Source organism: Rahnella ecdela (genome assembly GCF_019049625.1).
GTDB classification, from domain to species: domain Bacteria; phylum Pseudomonadota; class Gammaproteobacteria; order Enterobacterales; family Enterobacteriaceae; genus Rahnella; species Rahnella ecdela.
In genome coordinates, this window is the sequence record NZ_JAFMOY010000121.1 from 39,493 (window position 1) to 60,734 (window position 21,242).

Annotated in this window: 22 protein-coding genes; 11 read left to right on the top strand and 11 right to left on the bottom strand. The window is 51.7% G+C overall.

All coding sequences use genetic code 11. The features are described from left to right. Positions 1 to 20 precede the first annotated feature (20 nt). Positions 21 to 260 carry a septal ring assembly protein ZapB gene (gene zapB, locus J1784_RS09075; protein WP_013577585.1) on the bottom strand — a complete coding sequence of 80 codons (240 nt, stop codon included), beginning with the start codon at positions 258 to 260 and terminating at the stop codon, positions 21 to 23. Positions 261 to 837: 577 nt separating this feature from the next. Here zapB and J1784_RS09080 point away from each other — a divergent pair. The 3 genes from J1784_RS09080 to glpX all read left to right on the top strand — a co-directional run bounded on the left by J1784_RS09080 (position 838) and on the right by glpX (position 4,408). Beyond that, entirely contained in the window at positions 838 to 1,686 is an 849-nt protein-coding gene (locus tag J1784_RS09080) for an MIP/aquaporin family protein (protein WP_217148931.1), read from the top strand. A 45-nt stretch (positions 1,687 to 1,731) separates the two neighbouring features. Continuing rightward, positions 1,732 to 3,255: a glycerol kinase GlpK gene (glpK, locus tag J1784_RS09085; RefSeq protein WP_217148932.1), complete on the top strand. Its 1,524-nt coding sequence runs from the start codon at positions 1,732 to 1,734 to the stop codon at positions 3,253 to 3,255. Between the two features lie 142 nt (positions 3,256 to 3,397). Further along, on the top strand, positions 3,398 to 4,408 hold the full coding sequence (glpX, locus tag J1784_RS09090; RefSeq protein ID WP_217148933.1) for a class II fructose-bisphosphatase: 1,011 nt from the start codon (positions 3,398 to 3,400) through the stop codon (positions 4,406 to 4,408). Positions 4,409 to 4,472: 64 nt separating this feature from the next. On the opposite strand, the gene emrD is transcribed toward glpX, so the two are convergent. Then, complete coding sequence (gene emrD / locus J1784_RS09095) at positions 4,473 to 5,666, bottom strand: multidrug efflux MFS transporter EmrD (RefSeq protein WP_217148934.1); 1,194 nt, start codon at positions 5,664 to 5,666, stop codon at positions 4,473 to 4,475. Positions 5,667 to 5,973: 307 nt separating this feature from the next. Between emrD and fpr the strand changes: the two genes are divergently transcribed. Further along, positions 5,974 to 6,720, top strand: a complete 747-nt coding sequence (gene fpr, locus J1784_RS09100; RefSeq protein WP_217148935.1) for a ferredoxin--NADP(+) reductase — start codon at positions 5,974 to 5,976, stop codon at positions 6,718 to 6,720. A 16-nt stretch (positions 6,721 to 6,736) separates the two neighbouring features. Here fpr and J1784_RS09105 read toward each other — a convergent pair whose 3' ends face one another. Next, positions 6,737 to 7,159, bottom strand: a complete 423-nt coding sequence (locus tag J1784_RS09105; RefSeq protein ID WP_113877620.1) for a DUF805 domain-containing protein — start codon at positions 7,157 to 7,159, stop codon at positions 6,737 to 6,739. Between the two features lie 181 nt (positions 7,160 to 7,340). On the opposite strand from J1784_RS09105, the gene J1784_RS09110 reads away from it, so the two are divergent. Then, on the top strand, positions 7,341 to 7,949 hold the full coding sequence (locus J1784_RS09110; protein ID WP_217148936.1) for a DUF1454 family protein: 609 nt from the start codon (positions 7,341 to 7,343) through the stop codon (positions 7,947 to 7,949). A gap of 127 nt (positions 7,950 to 8,076) precedes the next feature. Further along, complete coding sequence (gene tpiA, locus J1784_RS09115; protein ID WP_217148937.1) at positions 8,077 to 8,844, top strand: triose-phosphate isomerase; 768 nt, start codon at positions 8,077 to 8,079, stop codon at positions 8,842 to 8,844. A gap of 80 nt (positions 8,845 to 8,924) precedes the next feature. Here the strand turns inward: tpiA and J1784_RS09120 are convergent, their stop codons facing one another. The 3 genes from J1784_RS09120 to cpxP form a co-directional block, all read right to left on the bottom strand. After that, a complete protein-coding gene (locus tag J1784_RS09120) occupies positions 8,925 to 9,914 on the bottom strand; it encodes a sulfate ABC transporter substrate-binding protein (RefSeq protein WP_217148938.1) in 990 nt (329 codons plus the stop codon). Positions 9,915 to 10,098: 184 nt separating this feature from the next. Then, positions 10,099 to 11,085 (bottom strand): 6-phosphofructokinase, encoded by a 987-nt coding sequence (gene pfkA / locus J1784_RS09125; protein WP_112289334.1) that lies wholly within the window; start codon positions 11,083 to 11,085, stop codon positions 10,099 to 10,101. 347 nt (positions 11,086 to 11,432) lie between these two features. Continuing rightward, a complete protein-coding gene (cpxP, locus tag J1784_RS09130; protein WP_217148939.1) occupies positions 11,433 to 11,942 on the bottom strand; it encodes a cell-envelope stress modulator CpxP in 510 nt (169 codons plus the stop codon). 152 nt (positions 11,943 to 12,094) lie between these two features. Between cpxP and cpxR the strand changes: the two genes are divergently transcribed. The 3 genes from cpxR to trmL are packed head-to-tail and all read left to right on the top strand — an operon-like array spanning position 12,095 to position 14,674. Then, a complete protein-coding gene (gene cpxR, locus J1784_RS09135; protein ID WP_120133127.1) occupies positions 12,095 to 12,796 on the top strand; it encodes an envelope stress response regulator transcription factor CpxR in 702 nt (233 codons plus the stop codon). Then, positions 12,793 to 14,163 (top strand): envelope stress sensor histidine kinase CpxA, encoded by a 1,371-nt coding sequence (gene cpxA, locus J1784_RS09140; RefSeq protein WP_120509356.1) that lies wholly within the window; start codon positions 12,793 to 12,795, stop codon positions 14,161 to 14,163. Before cpxR ends, cpxA begins: the two co-directional genes overlap by 4 nt. A gap of 37 nt (positions 14,164 to 14,200) precedes the next feature. After that, positions 14,201 to 14,674, top strand: a complete 474-nt coding sequence (gene trmL / locus J1784_RS09145; RefSeq protein ID WP_217148940.1) for a tRNA (uridine(34)/cytosine(34)/5-carboxymethylaminomethyluridine(34)-2'-O)-methyltransferase TrmL — start codon at positions 14,201 to 14,203, stop codon at positions 14,672 to 14,674. Between the two features lie 53 nt (positions 14,675 to 14,727). Here trmL and cysE read toward each other — a convergent pair whose 3' ends face one another. From cysE to J1784_RS09170, 5 genes are all read right to left on the bottom strand, one after another. Next, a complete protein-coding gene (cysE, locus tag J1784_RS09150) occupies positions 14,728 to 15,549 on the bottom strand; it encodes a serine O-acetyltransferase (protein WP_013577600.1) in 822 nt (273 codons plus the stop codon). Between the two features lie 87 nt (positions 15,550 to 15,636). Next, positions 15,637 to 16,656 (bottom strand): NAD(P)H-dependent glycerol-3-phosphate dehydrogenase, encoded by a 1,020-nt coding sequence (gene gpsA / locus J1784_RS09155; protein WP_217148941.1) that lies wholly within the window; start codon positions 16,654 to 16,656, stop codon positions 15,637 to 15,639. Further along, positions 16,656 to 17,126, bottom strand: coding sequence for a protein-export chaperone SecB (secB, locus tag J1784_RS09160; protein ID WP_013577602.1), 471 nt, complete (start codon positions 17,124 to 17,126; stop codon positions 16,656 to 16,658). Before secB ends, gpsA begins: the two co-directional genes overlap by 1 nt. Before the next feature lie 64 nt (positions 17,127 to 17,190). Then, on the bottom strand, positions 17,191 to 17,442 hold the full coding sequence (gene grxC, locus J1784_RS09165; RefSeq protein ID WP_217148942.1) for a glutaredoxin 3: 252 nt from the start codon (positions 17,440 to 17,442) through the stop codon (positions 17,191 to 17,193). 81 nt (positions 17,443 to 17,523) lie between these two features. Further along, positions 17,524 to 17,955 carry a rhodanese-like domain-containing protein gene (locus J1784_RS09170; protein ID WP_015699203.1) on the bottom strand — a complete coding sequence of 144 codons (432 nt, stop codon included), beginning with the start codon at positions 17,953 to 17,955 and terminating at the stop codon, positions 17,524 to 17,526. A gap of 304 nt (positions 17,956 to 18,259) precedes the next feature. Here J1784_RS09170 and gpmM point away from each other — a divergent pair, with 304 nt between their 5' ends. Beyond that, entirely contained in the window at positions 18,260 to 19,804 is a 1,545-nt protein-coding gene (gene gpmM, locus J1784_RS09175) for a 2,3-bisphosphoglycerate-independent phosphoglycerate mutase (protein WP_217148943.1), read from the top strand. A 172-nt stretch (positions 19,805 to 19,976) separates the two neighbouring features. Further along, positions 19,977 to 21,242, top strand: a complete 1,266-nt coding sequence (gene envC, locus J1784_RS09180; protein WP_217148993.1) for a murein hydrolase activator EnvC — start codon at positions 19,977 to 19,979, stop codon at positions 21,240 to 21,242.

Sequence of the window (21,242 nt, forward strand, 5' to 3'; positions counted from 1 at the left end):
TCATTTAATGGCGGAAGTACTCAGACTTCTTCCATTTTTCCCAACAGTGCGCGCAGACGATCCTGCCATACGTGTTGTTCTTCTTTCAGCTGCGCATTTTCACGCACCAGAGACTCATGGTTGCCGCTGGCCTGCTGAACTTCCTGAGACAGGGTGTTGTTCTGCTCTTTCAGTTCTTCGATTTCCATCTGCAACAGAGTGATGGTATCAATCGCTTGCTGAACTTTAGCTTCTAATTTCTCAAATACTTCAAATGACATTTTTCGGTCCCCTTATGTTCGCAAGGCGCACATCTTATGTTCTGCCGCATCGTCCGGACACGGCTCAAAAATTCCTGCACTCCGCCGATTTTCATAACAAATTCAAATCAGAATTTCGTATAAACGTCGGGTGTCTTAACGGGTGATTGTATGTAGCCAGCTTTGCCCTGTCTACCCAGAACCCCTTTATCCACGCAGTCTGTTGCAATTTAACAGGGCCGGGTATCAGGAAATGCTTAAAAAGCGGTGTCACTCACCAGAAATCGTCCTTAATACCGAATAACCTTACACTCCGCAATGCCATGTACCGGGATGTTCGTTTGGTTCAAATGCTGCCGTGAAATGTTAAATCATGGACTTTTTGCGCTGCATCAAGTTCCGACAATACGCGAAATCGCTCATTTTTATGACACAACACACAAAATTTGATTTCGCTATTTCTCGTTTATGCTCGTTAACGATAAATTCACATTACGTTCTCATTTAATGTTGAACGCCAAAATCCGATTACGTTCATGTACGACATAATAGAAAAACTATAACTAACCATTAACATCATCCTTTGCAGGATCAAACTATGAGCCAAACCATGAGTTCCACATTAAAAGGTCAGTGCATCGCTGAGTTTCTGGGTACCGGGCTAATCATTTTCTTTGGTGCGGGCTGTGTCGCAGCAATGAAACTAGCCGGCGCATCCTTTGGACAGTGGGAAATCAGTATCGTCTGGGGGTTTGGTGTGGCAATGGCCATCTACCTGACTGCCGCAATTTCAGGCGCCCATCTGAACCCGGCTGTAACCGTCGCCCTATGTTTGTTCGCGAACTTTGAAGGACGCAAAGTTCTGCCTTACATCATCGCGCAGGTCGCAGGCGCCTTCTGCGCCGCCGCACTGGTCTACGGCCTTTACTACAATCTGTTCTTCGATTTCGAGCAAAGCCACAACATGGTGCGCGGCAGTGTCGAAAGTCTGGATCTGGCCGGTATTTTCTCGACCTATCCAAACCCGCACATCAGCGTATTGCAGGCATTCTTCGTTGAAACTGTGATTACCGCGGTTCTGATGGCACTGATCCTCGGCCTGACCGACGACGGTAACGGCCTGCCGCGTGGTCCGCTGGCACCGCTGCTAATCGGTATTCTGATTGCGATTATCGGTGCATCAATGGGTCCTTTGACCGGATTCGCACTGAACCCGGCTCGTGACTTCGGTCCTAAACTTTTCGCGTACTTCGCTGGCTGGGGCAAAGTCGCCTTCACTGGTGCCCGCGATATCCCTTATTTCCTGGTGCCAATTTTCGGTCCGCTGGTGGGTGCTGCACTGGGTGCCGCCGGTTATAAAGCGTTGATTAGTCGCCATCTGCCACATCAGATTAATGTGCCAGTGGAAGACAAAGCGTCGCAGCCAACCAAACAGCGTAAGGCCTGATCGGCTAAACTGTTCCACAGCTTACTTATTCGCAGGATGAACATTATGTCAGCAGATACGACTCACGAAAAAAAATACATTGTCGCACTCGACCAGGGTACGACCAGTTCACGCGCCGTGGTTCTGGATCACGATGCCAATATCGTCAGCGTTTCACAGCGCGAATTCACCCAGATCTACCCTAAATCTGGCTGGGTTGAGCATGACCCGATGGAAATCTGGTCTTCACAAAGCTCGGTGCTGGTTGAAGTGCTGGCGAAAGCCGACATCAACTCTGATCAGATTGCCGGTATCGGTATCACCAACCAGCGTGAAACCACCATTGTGTGGGAAAAAGAAACCGGCAAACCAATCTATAACGCGATTGTGTGGCAATGCCGCCGTACTGCTGACATCTGTGAAAAGCTGAAAAAAGACGGCATGGAAGAGTACATCCGTCACAACACCGGCCTGGTAGTTGACCCGTATTTCTCCGGCACCAAACTGAAATGGATCCTCGATAACGTTGAAGGCTCCCGCGAGCGTGCTAAAGCTGGCGAACTGCTGTTCGGCACCGTCGACACCTGGTTAGTCTGGAAAATGACTCAGGGACGCGTTCACGTGACGGATTACACCAACGCCTCACGTACCATGTTATTCAACATCCACGATCTGAAGTGGGATGACCGTATGCTGGAAGCGCTGGATATTCCGCGTGAAATGCTGCCGGAAGTTCGCCCCTCTTCTGAAATCTACGGTCAGACCAATATCGGTGGTAAAGGCGGTACACGTATTCCTATCGCCGGTATCGCGGGTGACCAGCAGGCGGCGCTGTATGGCCAGCTTTGCGTACAACCGGGTATGGCGAAAAATACCTACGGCACCGGCTGCTTCCTGCTGATGAACACCGGTACTGAAGCGGTTGCGTCTAAAAACGGTCTTCTGACCACCATCGCCTGCGGTCCGCGCGGCGAAGTAAACTACGCACTGGAAGGCGCGGTGTTCGTTGGCGGGGCATCTATTCAGTGGCTGCGCGACGAACTGAAACTGATCAGCGACGCAACCGACTCCGAATACTTCGCGTCTAAAGTGAAAGACACCAACGGTGTTTATGTCGTTCCTGCTTTCACAGGTCTGGGTGCGCCTTACTGGGACCCGTATGCCCGTGGCGCAATCTTTGGTCTGAGCCGTGGCGCGAACAGCAACCACATTATCCGCGCAACGCTGGAATCTATCGCTTACCAGACCCGCGACGTTCTGGATGCTATGCAGGCTGACTCAGGCGCACGTCTGCAATCCCTGCGCGTGGACGGCGGCGCGGTTGCCAACAACTTCCTGATGCAATTCCAGTCAGATATTTTGGGCACCCGCGTTGAGCGCCCAGAAGTGCTGGAAGTTACCGCTCTGGGTTCTGCTTTCCTCGCAGGTCTGGCTGTTGGTTTCTGGAACGATCTGGAAGAAGTCCGCAGCAAAGCCACTATCGAACGTGAATTCCGCCCAAGCATCGAAACGACGGAACGTAATGTCCGCTATAAAGGCTGGCAAAAAGCGGTGGCACGCGTTCGTTCGTGGGAAGATCACGACGAATAATCGTCAGAGATTACTGCCAACACCACTTTCTGAAACTCCCCGCATGGGGAGTTTTTTTATGCCCATTCCCCGTTGTGCTAAAATCGCTCCACAGATGAGCCCTGCCTCACCGACCTCTTTTTTTCTTTCTACAGGCTTTCCAATGAAACGTGAATTAGCAATCGAGTTCTCCCGAGTAACCGAAGCTGCCGCGCTCGCCGGTTATAAATGGCTGGGCCGGGGTGACAAAAACCTTGCCGACAACGCTGCTGTACAGTCCATGCGCATCATGCTCAACAAAGTCGATATCGACGGCACTATTGTCATTGGCGAAGGAGAAATCGACGAAGCGCCGATGCTGTATATCGGCGAAAAGGTCGGTACCGGGAATGGCGATGCGGTGGATATCGCGGTCGATCCGATTGAAGGCACGCGCATGACCGCAATGGGCCAATCCAACGCGCTGGCCGTGCTGGCAGTCGGCGACAAAGGGTCTTTCCTCAATGCGCCAGACATGTACATGGAAAAAATCGCCGTCGGGCCGGGGGCCAAAGGTGCTATTGCTCTGAACCTGACGCTGGCTGAGAACCTGGTCAATATCGCCAGAGCGCTGGATAAACCACTTACCGAACTGACTGTCGCTGTGCTGGCGAAACCGCGCCATGACGACGCTATCCGTGAAATGCTGGCATCAGGCGTACGTGTGTTTGCCTTCCCCGACGGTGACGTGGCCGCAACCATTCTGACCTGTATGCCGGAAAGCGAAGTGGATGTTTTATACGGTATCGGCGGCGCACCGGAAGGTGTGATTTCTGCTGCGGTGATCCGCGCGCTGGATGGCGATATGCAGGGTCGTCTGCTGGCGCGCCATCACGTGAAAGGTGATACGCCGGAAAACCGCCGCATGGGCGAAGATGAGCTGGCGCGTTGCCAGGCAATGGGGATTGAAGCAGGTAAAGTGCTGCTGCTCGATGATATGGCGCGCAACGATAACGTGATTTTCTCCGCAACCGGCATTACCAAAGGCGACCTGCTGGAAGGCATCAGCCGTAAGGGTAATATGGCGACCACCGAAACGCTGCTGATCCGCGGTAAATCTCGTACTATCCGCCGCATCCGCTCGACGCATTATCTCGACCGTAAAGACGCCGCGCTGCACGAGTTTATTATCTGACAGGATACGATAAAGACAAAAAGCAGAGCTCAGGCTCTGCTTTTTTATGGGACCGGATGTGGTATCAGACCGTGTGGCCTTGCTCCTGATGACGGTTCGACATTGGCCACCAGCACAGCAAAATCAGTACCGCCATGGCAAACATCAGTAAACCCAGACTGAACTGACCTGTTTGCGGCAGCATGGCAGACATCCACGCCACCAGACCTGATCCCATATTCTGTAAACCACCGACAAGCGCACCTGCCGCCCCCGCCAGATACGGGAAAGGTTCCATCGCGCCCGTTGTCGCCAGCGGGAATAGCATGCCCGCGCCGAAGAAGAACAGCGAAGCGGGAACGATCAGCGTCCAGATATTCATAATGCCCAGCCAGCCCGGGATCCACATCGCCAGACCGGCCAGCAGACAACTGATGACCGAATGCCACATCAGTTGCTGGAAGCTTTTCTCAGTGCGTCCGGCATACCAGGCACCGAAGAATGCCGCAGGGATCGGCAGGATAAACAGGATACTGACCATCACGCCGCTCAGTCCAAGCACGCCGCCCATCAGCACGCCGCAGCTGGCTTCGAATACCGCCACACCGGCCAGCGCACCGACCAGCATGACCAGATAGCGGCTGAAATTGGCGTCGGCCAGCAATAAGCGCAGGCTGCCGAGCATTTTGCGCGGCGGATTGTCAGCCGTGAATTCCGGACGGGTTTCCGGTAACCAGCGGTACATGGAAAACGCCACGCCCGCACACAGGATCAACAAAAATCCAAAACTGGCACGCCAGCCCAGCCACGCCGACAGCGCGCCACCGATGACCGGTGCCAGCAACGGGCTGACCAGAATGCCCATGTTCAGCAGGCTGTTGGCATGACGCAGTGCGCCACCGTTATATAAATCACGCGGCATGGTTCGCGCCATCACACCTGCCACGCCGGTACCCAGCCCCTGAACCGCACTGGCCAGGATCAGCATATTCAGACTGGTCGACATCATGGCGCCCCCCGCGCCAATCAGGAAAATCATCAGACCGGTCAGGATCACCGGTTTACGCCCGACATTATCGGAGAGCGGTCCGTAAATCAGCTGCGAGCCGCCGTATGTCAACAGATAGGCTGCCATCACGCGCTGCACAGCGCCGGGTTTTACAGCCAGACTGGTTGCCATATCCGCGATATTTGGCACATAAATGGTTTGCGCCATCTGGCCAACGGCAACCAGCAAAATCAGCATTATAAGCAGGTGAATGTTTTCCAGTTTTTTCATTTTTCAGTTCATTATCAGACAGTGTTGGAAAAGTGCAGAACAAATAACCAGTAAAACTGCCGGATGTGCGGCGGCGCATAAGTTAACAAATTAGGATGAATAAGCGAGGGTCGCGGCGAACTCTCCTGTCCTCTGACTGGCAGCAGGACAAGCCAGCGGTGTAACGCTGGGTGTACGGAAATCGAGACTGGCTAACCGAAGCTGAACAGGCTGATAACATTTAACCGATAAGGGATCCCAAAAATTTGAAATAAAATCAGTCCTCAATTTCGGTATTCACGAATGAATCAGGAACAACGGGAGTTTTATGGCTGATTGGGTGACGGGAAAAGTCAAAAAAGTTGAGCACTGGACAGACAATTTGTTCAGCATCACGGTCAATGCACCGGTCGATCCTTTTACCGCAGGTCAGTTCGCCAAACTCTCTCTGGATATTGATGGCGAGCGGGTTCAGCGCGCCTATTCGTATGTCAATCCGCCGTCCAACAACGAACTGGAGTTCTATCTGGTCAATGTGCCGGAAGGAAAACTCAGCCCGCGCCTGCATGTTATGCAACCGGGAGACGAAATTAATATCACCAAAGAAGCCGCCGGGTTTTTCGTGATTGAAGAAGTGCCGGAATGTGAAACGTTGTGGATGCTGGCAACCGGTACGGCTATCGGGCCCTATCTGTCGATTTTACAGGAAGGGATCGGGCTGGAGCGGTTCAAAAATATTGTTCTGGTTCATGCGGCGCGCTTCGCAGCCGATCTCAGTTATCTGCCGCTGATGCAGCAGCTTCAGCGTCGCTATGAAGGCAAATTACATATTCAGACCGTGGTCAGCCGCGAGGAAATTTCCGGCTCGCTGACTGGTCGCGTACCGGCGCTGATTGAAAACGGCACGCTGGAAACGGCGGTCGGCCTGAAGATGCTGGCCGAAGACAGCCACGTGATGCTTTGCGGGAACCCGCAGATGGTGCGCGATACCCAGCAAATCCTGAAAGACACACGAGGTATGCGCAAACATCTCAAACGTAAGCCGGGCCATATGACCAGCGAGCATTACTGGTAAATCTGTGACCGCAAAACTAGCGGAATTTAACGTCGTCCGGTTCCGGGCCAAAACGATTTGTGCCCGGCGTACCGACAAACGCGCCGCAGTCGATAATCAGCATGATAAAAATCACCGACGGTGCCAGACGGCCTAATACCCAGCTCCAGGTTTGTGGCATCGCCGCTGCCCAGTTACCGGCAACCAGCATCCACGCCAGCACAAACAGCAATGCCCACCAGGCGGATTTATTGCGGTCATGCAATCTTTTCACCAGTACCGCTGCGGTCGGCCACAGTAAAACTACCAGCGCAAAACCGGCAGTCTGATAGGTGATCCATTCCTGAGCGGCAAAAAAGAAATCTGCCACCATCAGAATCAGCCAGCTGACCATCCAGAGCCAGAAATCGCGACGACCCAGGCGGCCGTTAAAAGAAAACAGTGCATGCTGTAACGTCATTGACAGTCCGTTCCGTAAAATACAATGGGAGTAAAATGTTAAATCACGCGGAGTGTAACCCACAGGCAACGGCGGCGAGAATCTTTACGCTCTCCTTTTGACATTACCCCCTGTTCCCCGCTTTAATCGGTCTGTTGAAACAAAATAAGAAACGCCCTATGACTTTTATAAGAAACGCCCTATGACGGTTGCTCAATCCTTATTACGTCTTGTGCTGCCCGCGCTGCTGATGCTGGCGTGCCAGAACACGGCGCTTGCCGATCCGCCGACCGATCACTCCGGCGCGGAAGAAATGCCCAAAGCACCTTACCTGTTGGCTGGTGCTCCAACTTTTGAAACAACGCTGATCAATTTCCGCGCAAAATACAACGAAGCCAATCCGACTCAGCAGATTGGTGAATTCCGTTCTATCAGCGATAAATCTCCGAACAGCTCCCTGACCCGTGCCGCCAGTAAGATTAACGAAAATCTTTACGCCTCGACGGCGCTGGAAAAGGGCACCGGCAAAATCAAAACGCTACAAATAACCTATCTTCCGATCCAGGGCGCAGAAGAAAAAGCTGCCCGCACGCTGGCGATAAGCTACATGGCGAACCTGATGCGTCAGTTTGATGCCACACTTTCGGTGCCGCAAAGCGTGGCGAAAGTGACGTCGATGATTGAGAAAGGCAAAGGTCAGCAGTTTTATAAACAGGAAGTGGGCGCGGTGCGTTTTGTGATTTCAGACAATGGCGAAAAAGGTCTGACATTCGCCGTGGAGCCGGTCAAGCTGGCATTGGCTGAGCCGTGAGATGACGGCTTTTAATGACAAAAAGCAAAGCCTTTACGTCCAATGATCTCTATACTGTTGCACAGGTAATCTGCTTATTTGGCAGAAATTTTAATCGACACTCGCGTCCCCTTTTGGAGGAAAAAACATGCGACATCCATTAGTGATGGGTAACTGGAAGCTTAACGGCAGCACCCACATGGTTAACGAACTGATTGCTGCTCTGCGTACTGAACTGAGCACAGTTGTAGGTTGTGGCGTTGCGATTGCTCCACCAGAAGTTTACCTGTCACAGGCTAAACACGCTCTGGCTGGCAGCCGTATCGCGCTGGGTGCTCAGAACGTTGATGCTAACCTGTCTGGCGCATTCACCGGTGAAATCTCTGCCGACATGCTGAAAGACATCGGCGCGCAATACATCATCATCGGTCACTCAGAACGCCGCACTTACCACAAAGAAAGCGACGAATTCATCGCGAAGAAATTCGGCGTGCTGAAAGAAGCGGGTCTGACTCCTGTTCTGTGCATCGGTGAAACTGAAGCAGAAAACGAAGCGGGCAAAACTGAAGCCGTTTGCGCTAAGCAACTGGACGCGGTTCTGAACACTCTGGGCGCAAAAGCATTCGAAGGCGCAGTCATCGCTTACGAACCCGTTTGGGCGATCGGTACCGGTAAATCTGCAACTCCTGCGCAAGCTCAGGCCGTTCACAAATTCATTCGTGACCACATTGCGAAACAAGATGCTGCGGTTGCTGAACAAGTGATCATCCAGTACGGCGGTTCCGTGAATGCGGCTAACGCTGCTGAGCTGTTCACCCAGCCCGATATCGATGGCGCGCTGGTTGGCGGCGCATCACTGAAAGCTGATGCTTTCGCAGTGATCGTGAAAGCTGCTGCAGAAGCTAAACAAGCGTAAGCCTGTTTCTTCTGCGCATAAAAAAACCCCGGCATGCCGGGGTTTTTTATTGTCTTCGGAAGACTTGCCTGGAAAGGCGATTAACGTTTGGTGATTTGGTCGAAAATACCGTCTGTAGCAAAATGGTCTTTCTGCGCCTGTGCCCATGTACCTGCTACCTGATCAATGGTGAACAGTTTCAGTTTCGGGAATTCAGAAGCGAATTTTTTCTCGACTTGCGGATCACGCGGACGGTAATAGTTTTCGGCCGCGATAGTCTGGCCTTCCGGTGAATACAGGTACTTCAGATAGGCATCCGCCACGCTACGGGTATCGCGTTTATCCACCACTTTATCAACCACAGAAACCGTTGGCTCTGCCAGAATCGATTCGCTTGGCGTCACGATTTCAAACTTGTCTTTGCCAACTTCTTTGGTCGCCAGCAGCGCTTCGTTTTCCCACGCAATCAGCACATCGCCGATACCGCGCTCAACGAATGTATTGGTTGCGCCACGTGCGCCGGAATCCAGCACTTCCACGTTTTTATACAAAGCTTTCACGAAATCCTGAGCCTTCGCTTTGTCATTGTTGTTGTGATGCAGGGCATAACCCCATGCTGCCAGATAATTCCAGCGGGCACCGCCAGACGTTTTAGGGTTCGGCGTAATAATCGACACGCCCGGTTTGATCAAATCATTCCAGTCATGAATTTGTTTCGGGTTGCCTTTGCGCACCAGGAAAACAATGGTGGACGTGTAAGGCGCGGAGTTGTCAGGCAAACGTGTGATCCAGTTTTTATCGATACGGCCGCGTTCGGCAATCGCATCAACGTCATACGCCAGCGCCAGCGTCACCACATCCGCTTCGATACCATTGATTACAGAGGTTGCCTGTTTGCCGGAACCGCCATGCGACTGGCGCACGGTGACGGTATCGCCGGTTTTAGCCTGCCAGTATTTGCTGAACGCTTTGTTGTATTGTTCATAGAACTCACGCGTAGGATCGTATGACACGTTCAGAATCTGAATATCTTTGGCAATTGCTCCGGTTGCCACCAACAGTAATCCCAAACCTACCGCCCATTTACGCATCGTACTCTCCCGAGATAGTTTCTATGGATTTCATTTATTTGTTCGTTAAGGAGAGCGTGCCAGATAAAAATGAAACGTATAAAGAATAAAAGGTTTTTTTCTATTACTTTATGGAATAACCAAGCGACAGGCGAAAAAAAACCTCCCGTAGGAGGAGGTTCTTTCTAAAGCGTAATTAACTGTATCAGAACAGTTTTTTCGCAGTGTCGTACCAGTCTTCTTTGAATTTGCTTTTCTTGTTCTCTGGCGCGATACAAACGGAGATGAGTTCGTGAACCATTTTCTCGTTTTCAACACCGACGCAGAAACCGCCCTGAGAATAGTCGCGGCCTTCTTCCAGCAGCAGGTCAACAGCATAAGCGCCCATGCGGGAAGCTAAGATGCGGTCGTAAGCGACTGGCGCACCACCACGCTGAATGTGACCTAATACCGTGCCACGCGTTTCGCGGCAGGTTTCTTTCTCAATGTATTTGGCCAGCTCTTCGATGTTATCTAACTTCTCAGTGATGGCGACGATCGCGTGTTTCTTACCTTTCGCGATACCTGCTTTGATTTCAGCAACCAGATCATCACGTTTGAATTCAACTTCAGGGATAGCGATAAATTCGCAACCACCGGCAATCGCAGCCGCCAGAGTCAGGTCGCCGCAATAACGGCCCATCACTTCTACGATAGAGATACGCTGGTGAGAAGAAGAGGTATCGCGCAGACGGTCAATCGCTTCTACCACAGTGCCCAGCGCCGTGAAGAAACCGATGGTGTAGTCAGTACCGGCAACATCGTTATCGATAGTGCCTGGCAGGCCGATACAACGGATGCCGCCTTCTTTGGTCAGCAAGTCTGCACCTGCATAAGAACCGTCACCACCGATAACCACCAGGCCATCAATACCGCGGTCTTTCATATTCTGCAGCGCCACTTTACGCATTTCCGGGTCACGGAATTCCGGGAAACGAGCTGAACCCAGGAAAGTACCGCCGCGGTTAATCATGTCTGAAACGCTGTAGCGATCCAGTTTGCGCATGCGGTTTTCGTACATGCCGAGGTAGCCATCTTCAATACCGTAGACTTCCAAATCTGCAGATAAAGCGGAGCGGACAACGCCACGGATCGCAGCATTCATGCCTGGGGCATCGCCACCACTTGTCAGTACACCAATTTTTTTGATCATGACTACCTCTGAACTTGTAGATGCAATTTCTTAAGAATCTTGAGCCAGCCTGTTGGGCGAATTTTTCTTGTGCAGCCAAAAGGGCTTACTAGCGTTTGAGCCTATAGTATAACAAAACACCGGTGCTGAATTGATTCAAGTCAGCAAGAATACGCATACACTGCTCTGTACTTCGCAATTTACTGATTCATACGGCTTTTACAAGATATTTCCAGTACGTTACGCGCAGATTTCCATCTTGTTAATTTCCGCTTCTGGGAACCCATCCCGAATTGAAGGCAAAAAAAACCCCACCTTTCGGCGGGGGAAGACAGGGATGGTGTCTATGGCAAGGAAAAACAGGGATCTTACTCGGTCGTGCTGGTACTACTCGTCTTCTGGGCAGAAGAAGGTTGTAAGCCAGATAGCTGCATTCGCATCTGTTGCATGCGCTGCTGGTGTTTCTGGTTTAGTACATCTTTTTGGTCAGGCGTCAGCAGATTAAACATCTGGTTGCGGATGCGGGCCATTTCGACCTGGCGATCCACCTGTTCCTGAGCCATTAATTCGGCTTGTGCCCGAACTGCGGCCTGATCAAACTTTTCGGCGGTAACCAACCTGTGCATCGTTTCTATCTGTTCTACATTTACATGAGGCAGATCTTTACGAGCCTGGTGCATCAGGTCACGCATTTGCTGGCGCTGCTGCTCAGTGAGATTTACACCATCAAACATGGTGTTGCGTTCCTGAGGCTTATCCAACATCGTGCTATCATGTTCTGCTGGCATCGCCGACACTGGTTTTGCGCCATCTGCTAAAACGACACCTGAACTCAGCGTCAGAAGCGTGGCCAAACCGAATGAAGCTGCCTTAAACATCACATACTCCTAAAGTCTTTATCGCTTAATCGCGAATCATTGAAAAGCAGTCTAAACCTGCTGCTGCAAACAAGCGTCAGTGCTTGTAAAAGTACGTAAAGTCATGGAATAGCGGCAATTGATGACGTATTTTGCGTCTAGAGGTAAATACAATGAATAAAATTTTGTTGGTTGATGACGACCGTGAACTGACTTCACTTTTGAAAGAATTGCTCGAAATGGAAGGCTTTAATGTTGTGGTGGCTTACGACGGTGAGCAGGCATTAGAGAAAGTCGATAATACCATCGATCTTCTGTTACTTGACGTGATGATGCCGAAGAAAAACGGCATTGAAACCCTTAAAGAATTACGCCAGCGCCACCAGACGCCAGTGATTATGTTAACCGCTCGCGGCAGTGAATTAGACCGTGTCCTTGGCCTCGAATTGGGTGCCGATGATTATCTGCCAAAACCGTTTAATGACCGCGAACTGGTTGCCCGTATCCGGGCGATGTTGCGCCGTTCCAACTGGAGCGAACAGCAGCAAACCAATGAGAACAACGGTTCACCGACGCTGGAAGTCGATGGCTTACAGCTCAATCCGGGCCGTCAGGAAGCCAGCTTTAACGGCGAAGCGCTGGATTTAACCGGTACGGAATTTACCCTGCTGTATTTACTGGCAAAACATCTCGGACAAGTCGTTTCCCGCGAACATCTGAGCCAGGAAGTATTGGGTAAACGCCTGACGCCGTTTGATCGTGCGATTGATATGCACATTTCTAATTTACGCCGTAAATTGCCCGATCGTCAGGACGGACATCCGTGGTTTAAAACCTTGCGCGGACGCGGTTATCTGATGGTTTCTGCTTCATGATAAACAGCCTTACGGCACGTATTTTTGCCATTTTCTGGTTCACATTAGCCTTGGTGCTAATGCTGGTATTGATGGTGCCGAAACTCGATTCACGCCAGATTACGCCGTTGCTCGATAACGAACAACGGCAGGGCCTGATGATTGAACAGCACGTAGAAGCTGAGCTGGCGACCGATCCTGCCAATGATTTGATGTGGTGGCGCAGGTTGTTCCGCGCTATCGACAAATGGGCACCGCCGGGTCAGCGTTTGTTGCTGGTCACCAGCGAAGGGCGCGTGATTGGCGCTCAGCGCAATGAAATGCAGATCGTGCGTAACTTTATCGGCCAGTCCGATAATTCCGATCGTCCGAAAAAGAAAAAATATGGCCGGGTGGAAATGGTCGGGCCCTTCTCCGTTCGTGACGGGGAAGACAACTATCAGCTTTACCTGATGCGCCCAGCCAGCAGTTCTCAGTCTGATTTTATCAATCTGATGTTCGACCGCCCGCTACTGTTGCTCATCGTCACCATGCTCATCAGCGCCCCGCTGTTGCTGTGGCTGGCGTGGAGCCTGGCGAAACCTGCACGTAAGTTGAAAAACGCAGCAGATGACGTTGCACGCGGTAATCTCAAGCAGCATCCTGAACTCGAAGCCGGGCCGCAGGAGTTCCTCGCAACCGGTGCCAGTTTCAACCAGATGGTCAGCGCACTTGAGCGGATGGTGACAGCACAGCAACGCCTGATTTCTGATATTTCCCACGAATTGCGTACTCCGCTGACCCGTCTTCAGCTGGCCACCGCGCTGATGCGCCGTCGTCATGGTGAAGGCAAAGAACTGCAACGCATTGAAAATGAAGCGCAACGTCTTGATGGTATGATCAATGACTTACTGGTGTTATCACGCAGTCAGCATAAAAATGAGCTGTCGCGCGAAACCCTGAAAGCCAATGAACTGTGGGAGGGTGTGATTGACGATGCGCAGTTTGAAGCCGAACAGATGGGCAAAACTCTGGAGGTTACGTCACCGCCTGGTCCGTGGAAGCTTATCGGCAATGCTGCGGCGCTCGACAGTGCACTGGAAAATATTGTGCGTAACGCCCTGCGTTATTCCCATCATCACATTGCGCTGAACTTCGCCCACGACAGTGAAGGGATCACCATCACCGTTGATGACGATGGCCCGGGCGTGAGTGAGGAAGATCGTGAACAAATTTTCCGGCCGTTCTATCGCACAGATGAAGCGCGCGACCGTGAATCCGGTGGTACCGGCCTTGGGCTGGCTATCGTGGATACCGCGGTTCAGCAGCACAGAGGCAAAGTCAAAGCTGAGGACAGCCCGCTTGGCGGCCTTCGTTTGATTATCTGGCTGCCGCTGCACCAGCGTTAAGTTTCTGCTATTCTGCGTCCCTCTATCAGGGGGACGCATGCTTAACATCGTTTTATTTGAACCAGAAATCCCGCCAAATACCGGCAACATAATCCGCCTGTGTGCCAACACCGGATGTCAGCTCCACCTCATCGAACCTTTAGGTTTCGGCTGGGACGATAAACGTCTGCGCCGCGCAGGGCTCGATTACCATGAATTCGCCCATATTAAGCATCACGCCAATTATGACGTCTTCCTGAGCAGCGAAAATCCGCAACGTCTTTTCGCACTGACCACCAAAGGCACACCCGCACATAGCGCCGTCAGCTATCAGGATAATGATTTTCTGTTGTTCGGCCCGGAAACCCGCGGACTGCCGGCATCCATTCTGGATAATTTGCCTGCACAGCACAAAATCCGCATTCCAATGCTCGCAGAAAGCCGCAGCATGAACTTGTCTAATGCTGTTTCGGTAGTTGTGTATGAAGCCTGGCGCCAGCTGGGATATCCGGGCGCACTGCTGAAAGAATAGCGTTGTGGAAGTGAAGACGATGGCATGCAGAATCATGCCATCGGAAATACCTGTCAGATACCGTCGCCGAATTCAAAACCCTGCGCAATACCGTTGAAATGCTGATCCATATCCATGGAAGGACGCTCGCTTTCCGGACGCCCGACAATACGCGCCGGAACCCCCGCAGCGGTAGTGTGCGGAGGAACTGACTGCAACACAACTGAACCCGCCCCGATTTTTGCGCCAGCACCCACTTCGATATTACCGAGTATTTTCGCACCGGCACCAATCATGACGCCTTCACGGATTTTTGGATGACGGTCGCCGCAGGTTTTGCCTGTACCGCCGAGGGTAACGGACTGCAAAATCGACACATCATTCTCAACGACAGCCGTTTCGCCAATGACAATTCCGGTCGCATGGTCAAACATGATGCCGCAGCCGATACGCGCCGCAGGGTGAATATCTACACCAAATGACACTGAAATCTGATTCTGGAAATAAATCGCCAGCGCTTTGCGATCCTGCTTCCACAGCCAGTTACCGATACGGTAAGCCTGTAGCGCGTGGAAACCTTTCAGATAGAGCAACGGTGTCGAATATTTATCGACCGCCGCATCGCGCTGATGCACTGCCAGAATGTCGCGGGCAGCGGACAAAATCATTTGTTCGTCGTTGCGGTAAGCTTCTTCAACCACTTCACGGATAGCCATCGCGGGCATGATCGGATTACCCAGCTTGTTGGCCAGAATGTAGCTCAACGCGCCGCCCAGCGTTTCATGTTTAAGTAACGTCGCATGGAAAAAACTCGCCAGCATCGGTTCACACTCAGCCAGTGCTCTCGCTTCTGATTTAATGTTATTCCAGACCAGCTCTAATTCTTCTAGCGACATCACTTTTCCTTACGACTTTGCAAGTTCGGGTAATAAAAAGCCGCCCTGTCGGGAATACCGACAAGGAGGCTATACTTTATACGCCTTTCAGTGGCTGTGTTTTTCGTCCTTGCTCGCACGGGCAAGCAAACTGATCGCTGCTTCACGCGCATCTTTACCGCAGTACAACACCTGGTAAATCTGTTCTGTAATTGGCATTTCAACGTTATTACGCTGCGCCAGAGCCCGTACTTCTTTGGTATTGCGATAGCCTTCGACAACCTGGCCAATGGTGTCCTGAGCGGTCTGAACATCCTTGCCTTGTCCCAGCATAATGCCAAAACGACGGTTGCGGGACTGGTTGTCTGTGCAGGTTAACACCAAATCACCCAGGCCTGCCATGCCCATAAATGTCGCGGGGTCAGCACCTAAAGCGGCACCCAGACGCGTCATTTCAGCCAGACCACGGGTAATCAGCGCGGTTCTCGCATTAGCACCAAAGCCAATACCATCTGACATTCCGGCACCGATGGCGATGACGTTTTTAATCGCACCGCCCAGCTGAACGCCGATAAAATCGGGGTTGCTGTAAACACGGAAGCTTTTGCCACAGTGCAGTAATTGCTGCAAATCTTCGGCAAAAGTGGCATCGGTTGCTGCCAGAGAGATTGCCGTCGGCATGCCAGCGGCCAGTTCTTTGGCAAATGTCGGGCCCGAAACTACGGCTAACGGTATGGCATCGCCGAGTTCTTCTCGCGCGACATCCTGCAACAGGCGACCGGTTTTTGCTTCCAGCCCTTTCGTTGCCCACACCACGCGCGCATCAGGCCGCAAATGGGGTTTCAGCTGACGCAGTACGTCACCAAATACATGGCTTGGCACCACAACCAGCACATTACGGCTGGCCGCTAACGCGACAGACAGATTGGTTTCGAGCAACAGATTATCGGGGAACGGAACATCAGGAAGGAATTCCTGATTACAACGGGCACGTTGTAAGGCATTGATGTGGTCGGGATTGTGTCCCCACAGCACAACGGGATGGCCATTTCTGGCGAGAGTAATCGCTAAAGCGGTGCCGTACGAGCCGGCACCGATCACTGTCATTGACGCATTGACGGTTTTCATCAGGCATCCTGATGCGGTTCAGCACCTTCGCCTTCAGCTTGCTGTTGCAGATAGTTCATGAACAGAGCGTCAAAGTTAACAGGTGCCAGGTTCAGTTGCGGGAAGGTACCGCGGGAAACCAGGCTGGTGATGCATTCGCGGGCATATGGGAACAGAATGTTCGGGCAATATGCACCCAGGCAATGCGCCATCTGGTTGCCATCGATACCGGAGATAGTGAAGATACCGCCTTGCTGAACTTCACACAGGAACGCAGTTTCGTCGCCCAGGGAGGAAGTTACGGTCACACGCAAGACAACTTCATATACGCCTTCAGCCAGCTGGCTGGAAGCGGTATCAAGATCCAGTTTAACTTCTGGCTGCCAGTCTTGCTGGAAAACCTGAGGCGCATTTGGCGCTTCAAAAGAAATGTCTTTGGTATAGATACGTTGGATCTGGAAAGCCATCTCGGTGTTATTTTGTTCTGACATGTGAGTAGTACCCTCGGGTTAATAGTCCTTTTAAACACTTAATGAAAAGCCGCAGTCGCCTTTATTAACCCAGTAACGGATCAAGGCCACCGCGGGCATCAAGCGCATGTAAATCATCACAACCGCCAACGTGCTGTCCATCGATAAAAATCTGAGGAACGGTTGAACGACCGCTGCGGGCGATCATTTTTTCACGTTTTTCTGCATCACCATCGATAGCGATTTCATCGAATGAAGCGCCTTTGCTGTTGAGCAAAGCTTTCGCACGATGGCAGTAAGGACAGGTTGCCTTGGTGTAGATTTCAATTTTTGCCATGGGTTCCACCTCAGAGTCGTAGAATTTAGTGCCGTAGCGGTTATCTGAACGTCATATTTACAGCGAATTCTTTACCGCAGGTCATTTACCGCGAACTAAAGGCAGGTTTTCACCACTCCAGCCGCTGATACCTTCTTTGAGTGTGAATACACGCTCAAAACCGGCAGCAATCAGGCCTTCAGCCGCAGTACGGGAAGTTTGTCCGGTGGCACACACCACGATAACTGGCTGTGCTTTATGTTTAGTCAGTTCACCCAGATTGTTGTTTTTGATGTCAGCAGACAACACATTCTGTGATTCAGCGATGTGGCCTTTGCGGAATTCTTCACGCGCGCGAACATCGACAACGATGGCATCTTCTTTATTAATCAGGCGTGTTGCTTCGCCACGGGTGATCTCTTTCACTTTAGAGAAACGTGTTTTAAAGGTGGTCACAATTACTGCAATCAGTAACGCAACCCACGCTAGGCTGAGAACCGGATGCGCACTGATGAACGGCATAATATCTTGCATGGGGTGTAGCAACTCCCGTCAGTTGGGGGAAAATTCAAGGCTTCAGAGTATACCTGCGCGCCGGAGCAATTACAGCCAGTAAGCGCGGGCGAATGCCACAATCTGCGGCACGTCTCGGAAAATTAACACGCCTTTATGCCGAAAGTTAACCCTCACCTCACCTCATCTTTGATCTCCTCCGGCTATTCACTTCCCGCACTGCGGTAAAATCTGCCGGCTTAAATGCCTTTAGCCGCGCCTGTTTATCCCATTTCAGCGGGCGAGCCTATTGAGCATTTCATCTTTTAAACTGAGGTCAATTGACATGTCGAGCAACAAAAAACCGATGGTTCTGGTGATTCTGGACGGCTACGGACATCGCGAAGAGCAACAAGATAACGCGATTCTGAACGCCAAAACGCCGGTGATGGATAACCTGTGGGCCAATAATCCGCACACGCTTATCGCCGCCTCCGGGCTGGATGTCGGCCTGCCTGACGGTCAGATGGGCAACTCCGAAGTTGGCCATGTCAATTTAGGTGCGGGCCGCATCGTGTATCAGGATCTCACCCGTCTGGATAAAGAAATCAAAGAAGGCGATTTCTTTAATAATAGCGTACTGACTGGTGCTGTTGACCGCGCAATCAGCGCAGGCAAAGCGGTTCACATTATGGGTCTGTTGTCAGCGGGTGGCGTTCACAGCCACGAAGATCACATTATGGCGATGGTAGAACTGGCGCACCGTCGTGGCGCGAAAGCGATTTATCTGCATGCATTCCTTGATGGCCGTGATACACCGCCACGTAGTGCAGAAGCAGCACTTAAACGCTTCTCTGAGAAATTCGCGCAAATTGGTACCGGTCGTATCGCATCCATCGTCGGTCGTTATTACGCGATGGATCGTGATAACCGCTGGGATCGCGTGCAGCTGGCTTACGATTTGATGTCTCAGGCCAAAGGCGCGTTCACCGCTGATAACGCACTTGGAGGTCTGCAGGCCGCATATGCCCGCGATGAAAACGATGAATTCGTGAAACCTACCGTATTGCAGGCAGCAGGTGAAGAATCTGCTGCGATCCATGACGGCGATGCAATGATATTCATGAACTTCCGTGCTGACCGTGCCCGTGAAATCACCCGCGCCTTTATCAACCCAGATTTCGACGGCTTTACCCGTGAAAAAGTCATTAACTTCGGCGATTTTATCATGCTGACCGAATACGCCGCTGACATCAAAGCCGCCTGTGCTTACCCACCAGCATCGCTGAAAAATACCCTCGGCGAATGGCTGATGGCGCACGGCAAAACACAGTTGCGTATTTCAGAAACCGAAAAGTACGCGCACGTTACCTTCTTTTTTAACGGTGGTATGGAAGACTCATTTGAAGGCGAAGACCGTATTCTGGTGAAATCCCCGAACGTGGCAACCTACGACCTGCAACCGGAAATGAGCTCGGTTGAACTGACGGAAAAACTCCTCGGCGCGATTGCCAGCGGCAAATACGACACCATTATTTGTAACTATCCGAATGGCGATATGGTCGGTCATACCGGCGTTTACGACGCCGCGGTGAGCGCCGTTGAAGCACTCGATAATTGCGTTGCTCAGGTTGTGGATGCAGTGAAAGCTGTCGGTGGCCAGTTGCTGATCACCGCCGACCACGGCAACGCAGAACAAATGCGCGACCCGGCAACCGGTCAGGCGCATACCGCGCACACCAGCCTGCCGGTACCGTTAATCTATATCGGCGGAAACGCGCAAGCGGTTGAAGGTGGTAAATTGTCTGATATCGCACCAACGATGCTTTCACTGATGGGCATGGAAATTCCGGCTGAAATGAGTGGCAAACCGCTGTTTATTGCGCGCTAATTTCCTTTAAAGCTCAGTTAAAAAGGCGTACTGACACCCGTTGGTACGCCTTTTTTGTTTGTGCATCAGCCGGTTGATTAGTGTTACGATACGATAAGGGACAGCCATATTGTCTATCATCCACGGTCGACAAGCGGAAAAAAGTTTGAGCAAATTCATTCATTTCAGCCTGATGAGAACCCGCCTTTCCGCTCAGGACAAGGTCGTATCCGCCTTCCCATCTTCAGCCTTATTGCTTTGTGCTTCTTTACTCTCTCTTTCCGTGAGTGTGCATGCTGACGACAATAAAGATCAGCTCAAAACCATTCAGCAAAACATCGCGGAAAAAGAAAAAAGTGTAAAACAGCAGAAACAACAGCGCGGCACTCTGTTGCAGCAATTGCAGGCGCAGGAAAAAACCATTTCCTCTGCCAGCAGCCAGCTTCGCGGAACTCAGTCAACGCTCTCCACGCTCAGCAAAGACATTGCCAGCCTGAATGCCTCAATAGATAAATTGCAGAAACAGCAAAAGACTCAGGAAGAGATCCTGGCGAAACAGCTCGATGCGGCATTTCGTATCGGCCAGCATAAAGGTTTGCAGCTACTGCTCAGCGGTGAAGAAAGCGACCGTAATGAGAGGCTTCTGGCATATTTCGGCTATCTGAATACCGAGCGTCAGAAAACCATCGAAGAACTGAAACAGACCCGCACCACGCTGGCTGAACAGCGTGTTTCTTTGCAATCAAAGCAAACACAGCAAAAAAGTCTGCTGACTGAACAGCAAACGCAGCAACAAAAACTCGAACAAGCGCGTGCCGCCCGTAAGCAAACCCTTACGGCGCTGGAATCCTCATTGCAAAAAAATGAGCAGAGTCTGACGGAACTGCGAGCCAACGAATCCAGCCTGCAAAACAAAATTGCTGCCGCTGAACGTGCCGCCAAAGCGCGCGCGGAAAAAGAAGCGCGTGAAGCCGCTGCCGTCAGGGCGAAAGAACAACAAGCGAAGAAAAAAGGTTCTACCTATAAACCGACCCAAAGCGAACAGTCACTGATGGCCCGAACCGGCGGTCTGGGACGTCCATCCGGGCAAAATATGTGGCCGGTTAACGGTTCGTTGATACATCGCTTCGGCGAACAACTACAGGGTGAACTACGCTGGAAAGGCATGGTCATTTCAGCACGCGAAGGCAGTGATGTCCGGGCGATTGCAGACGGACGCGTCATTCTGGCGGACTGGTTGCAGGGCTACGGGCTGGTTGTGGTGATCGACCACGGCAAAGGCGACATGAGTCTGTATGGTTACAACCAGGATGCGCTGGTCAGCGTCGGCGATCAGGTGAGAACCGGTCAGGCTATCGCGAAAGTGGGGAACAGCGGCGGACAGGGCCAGCCATCGCTGTATTTTGAAATTCGTCGTCAGGGCCAGGCAGTAAATCCACAACCGTGGTTGGGAAGATAG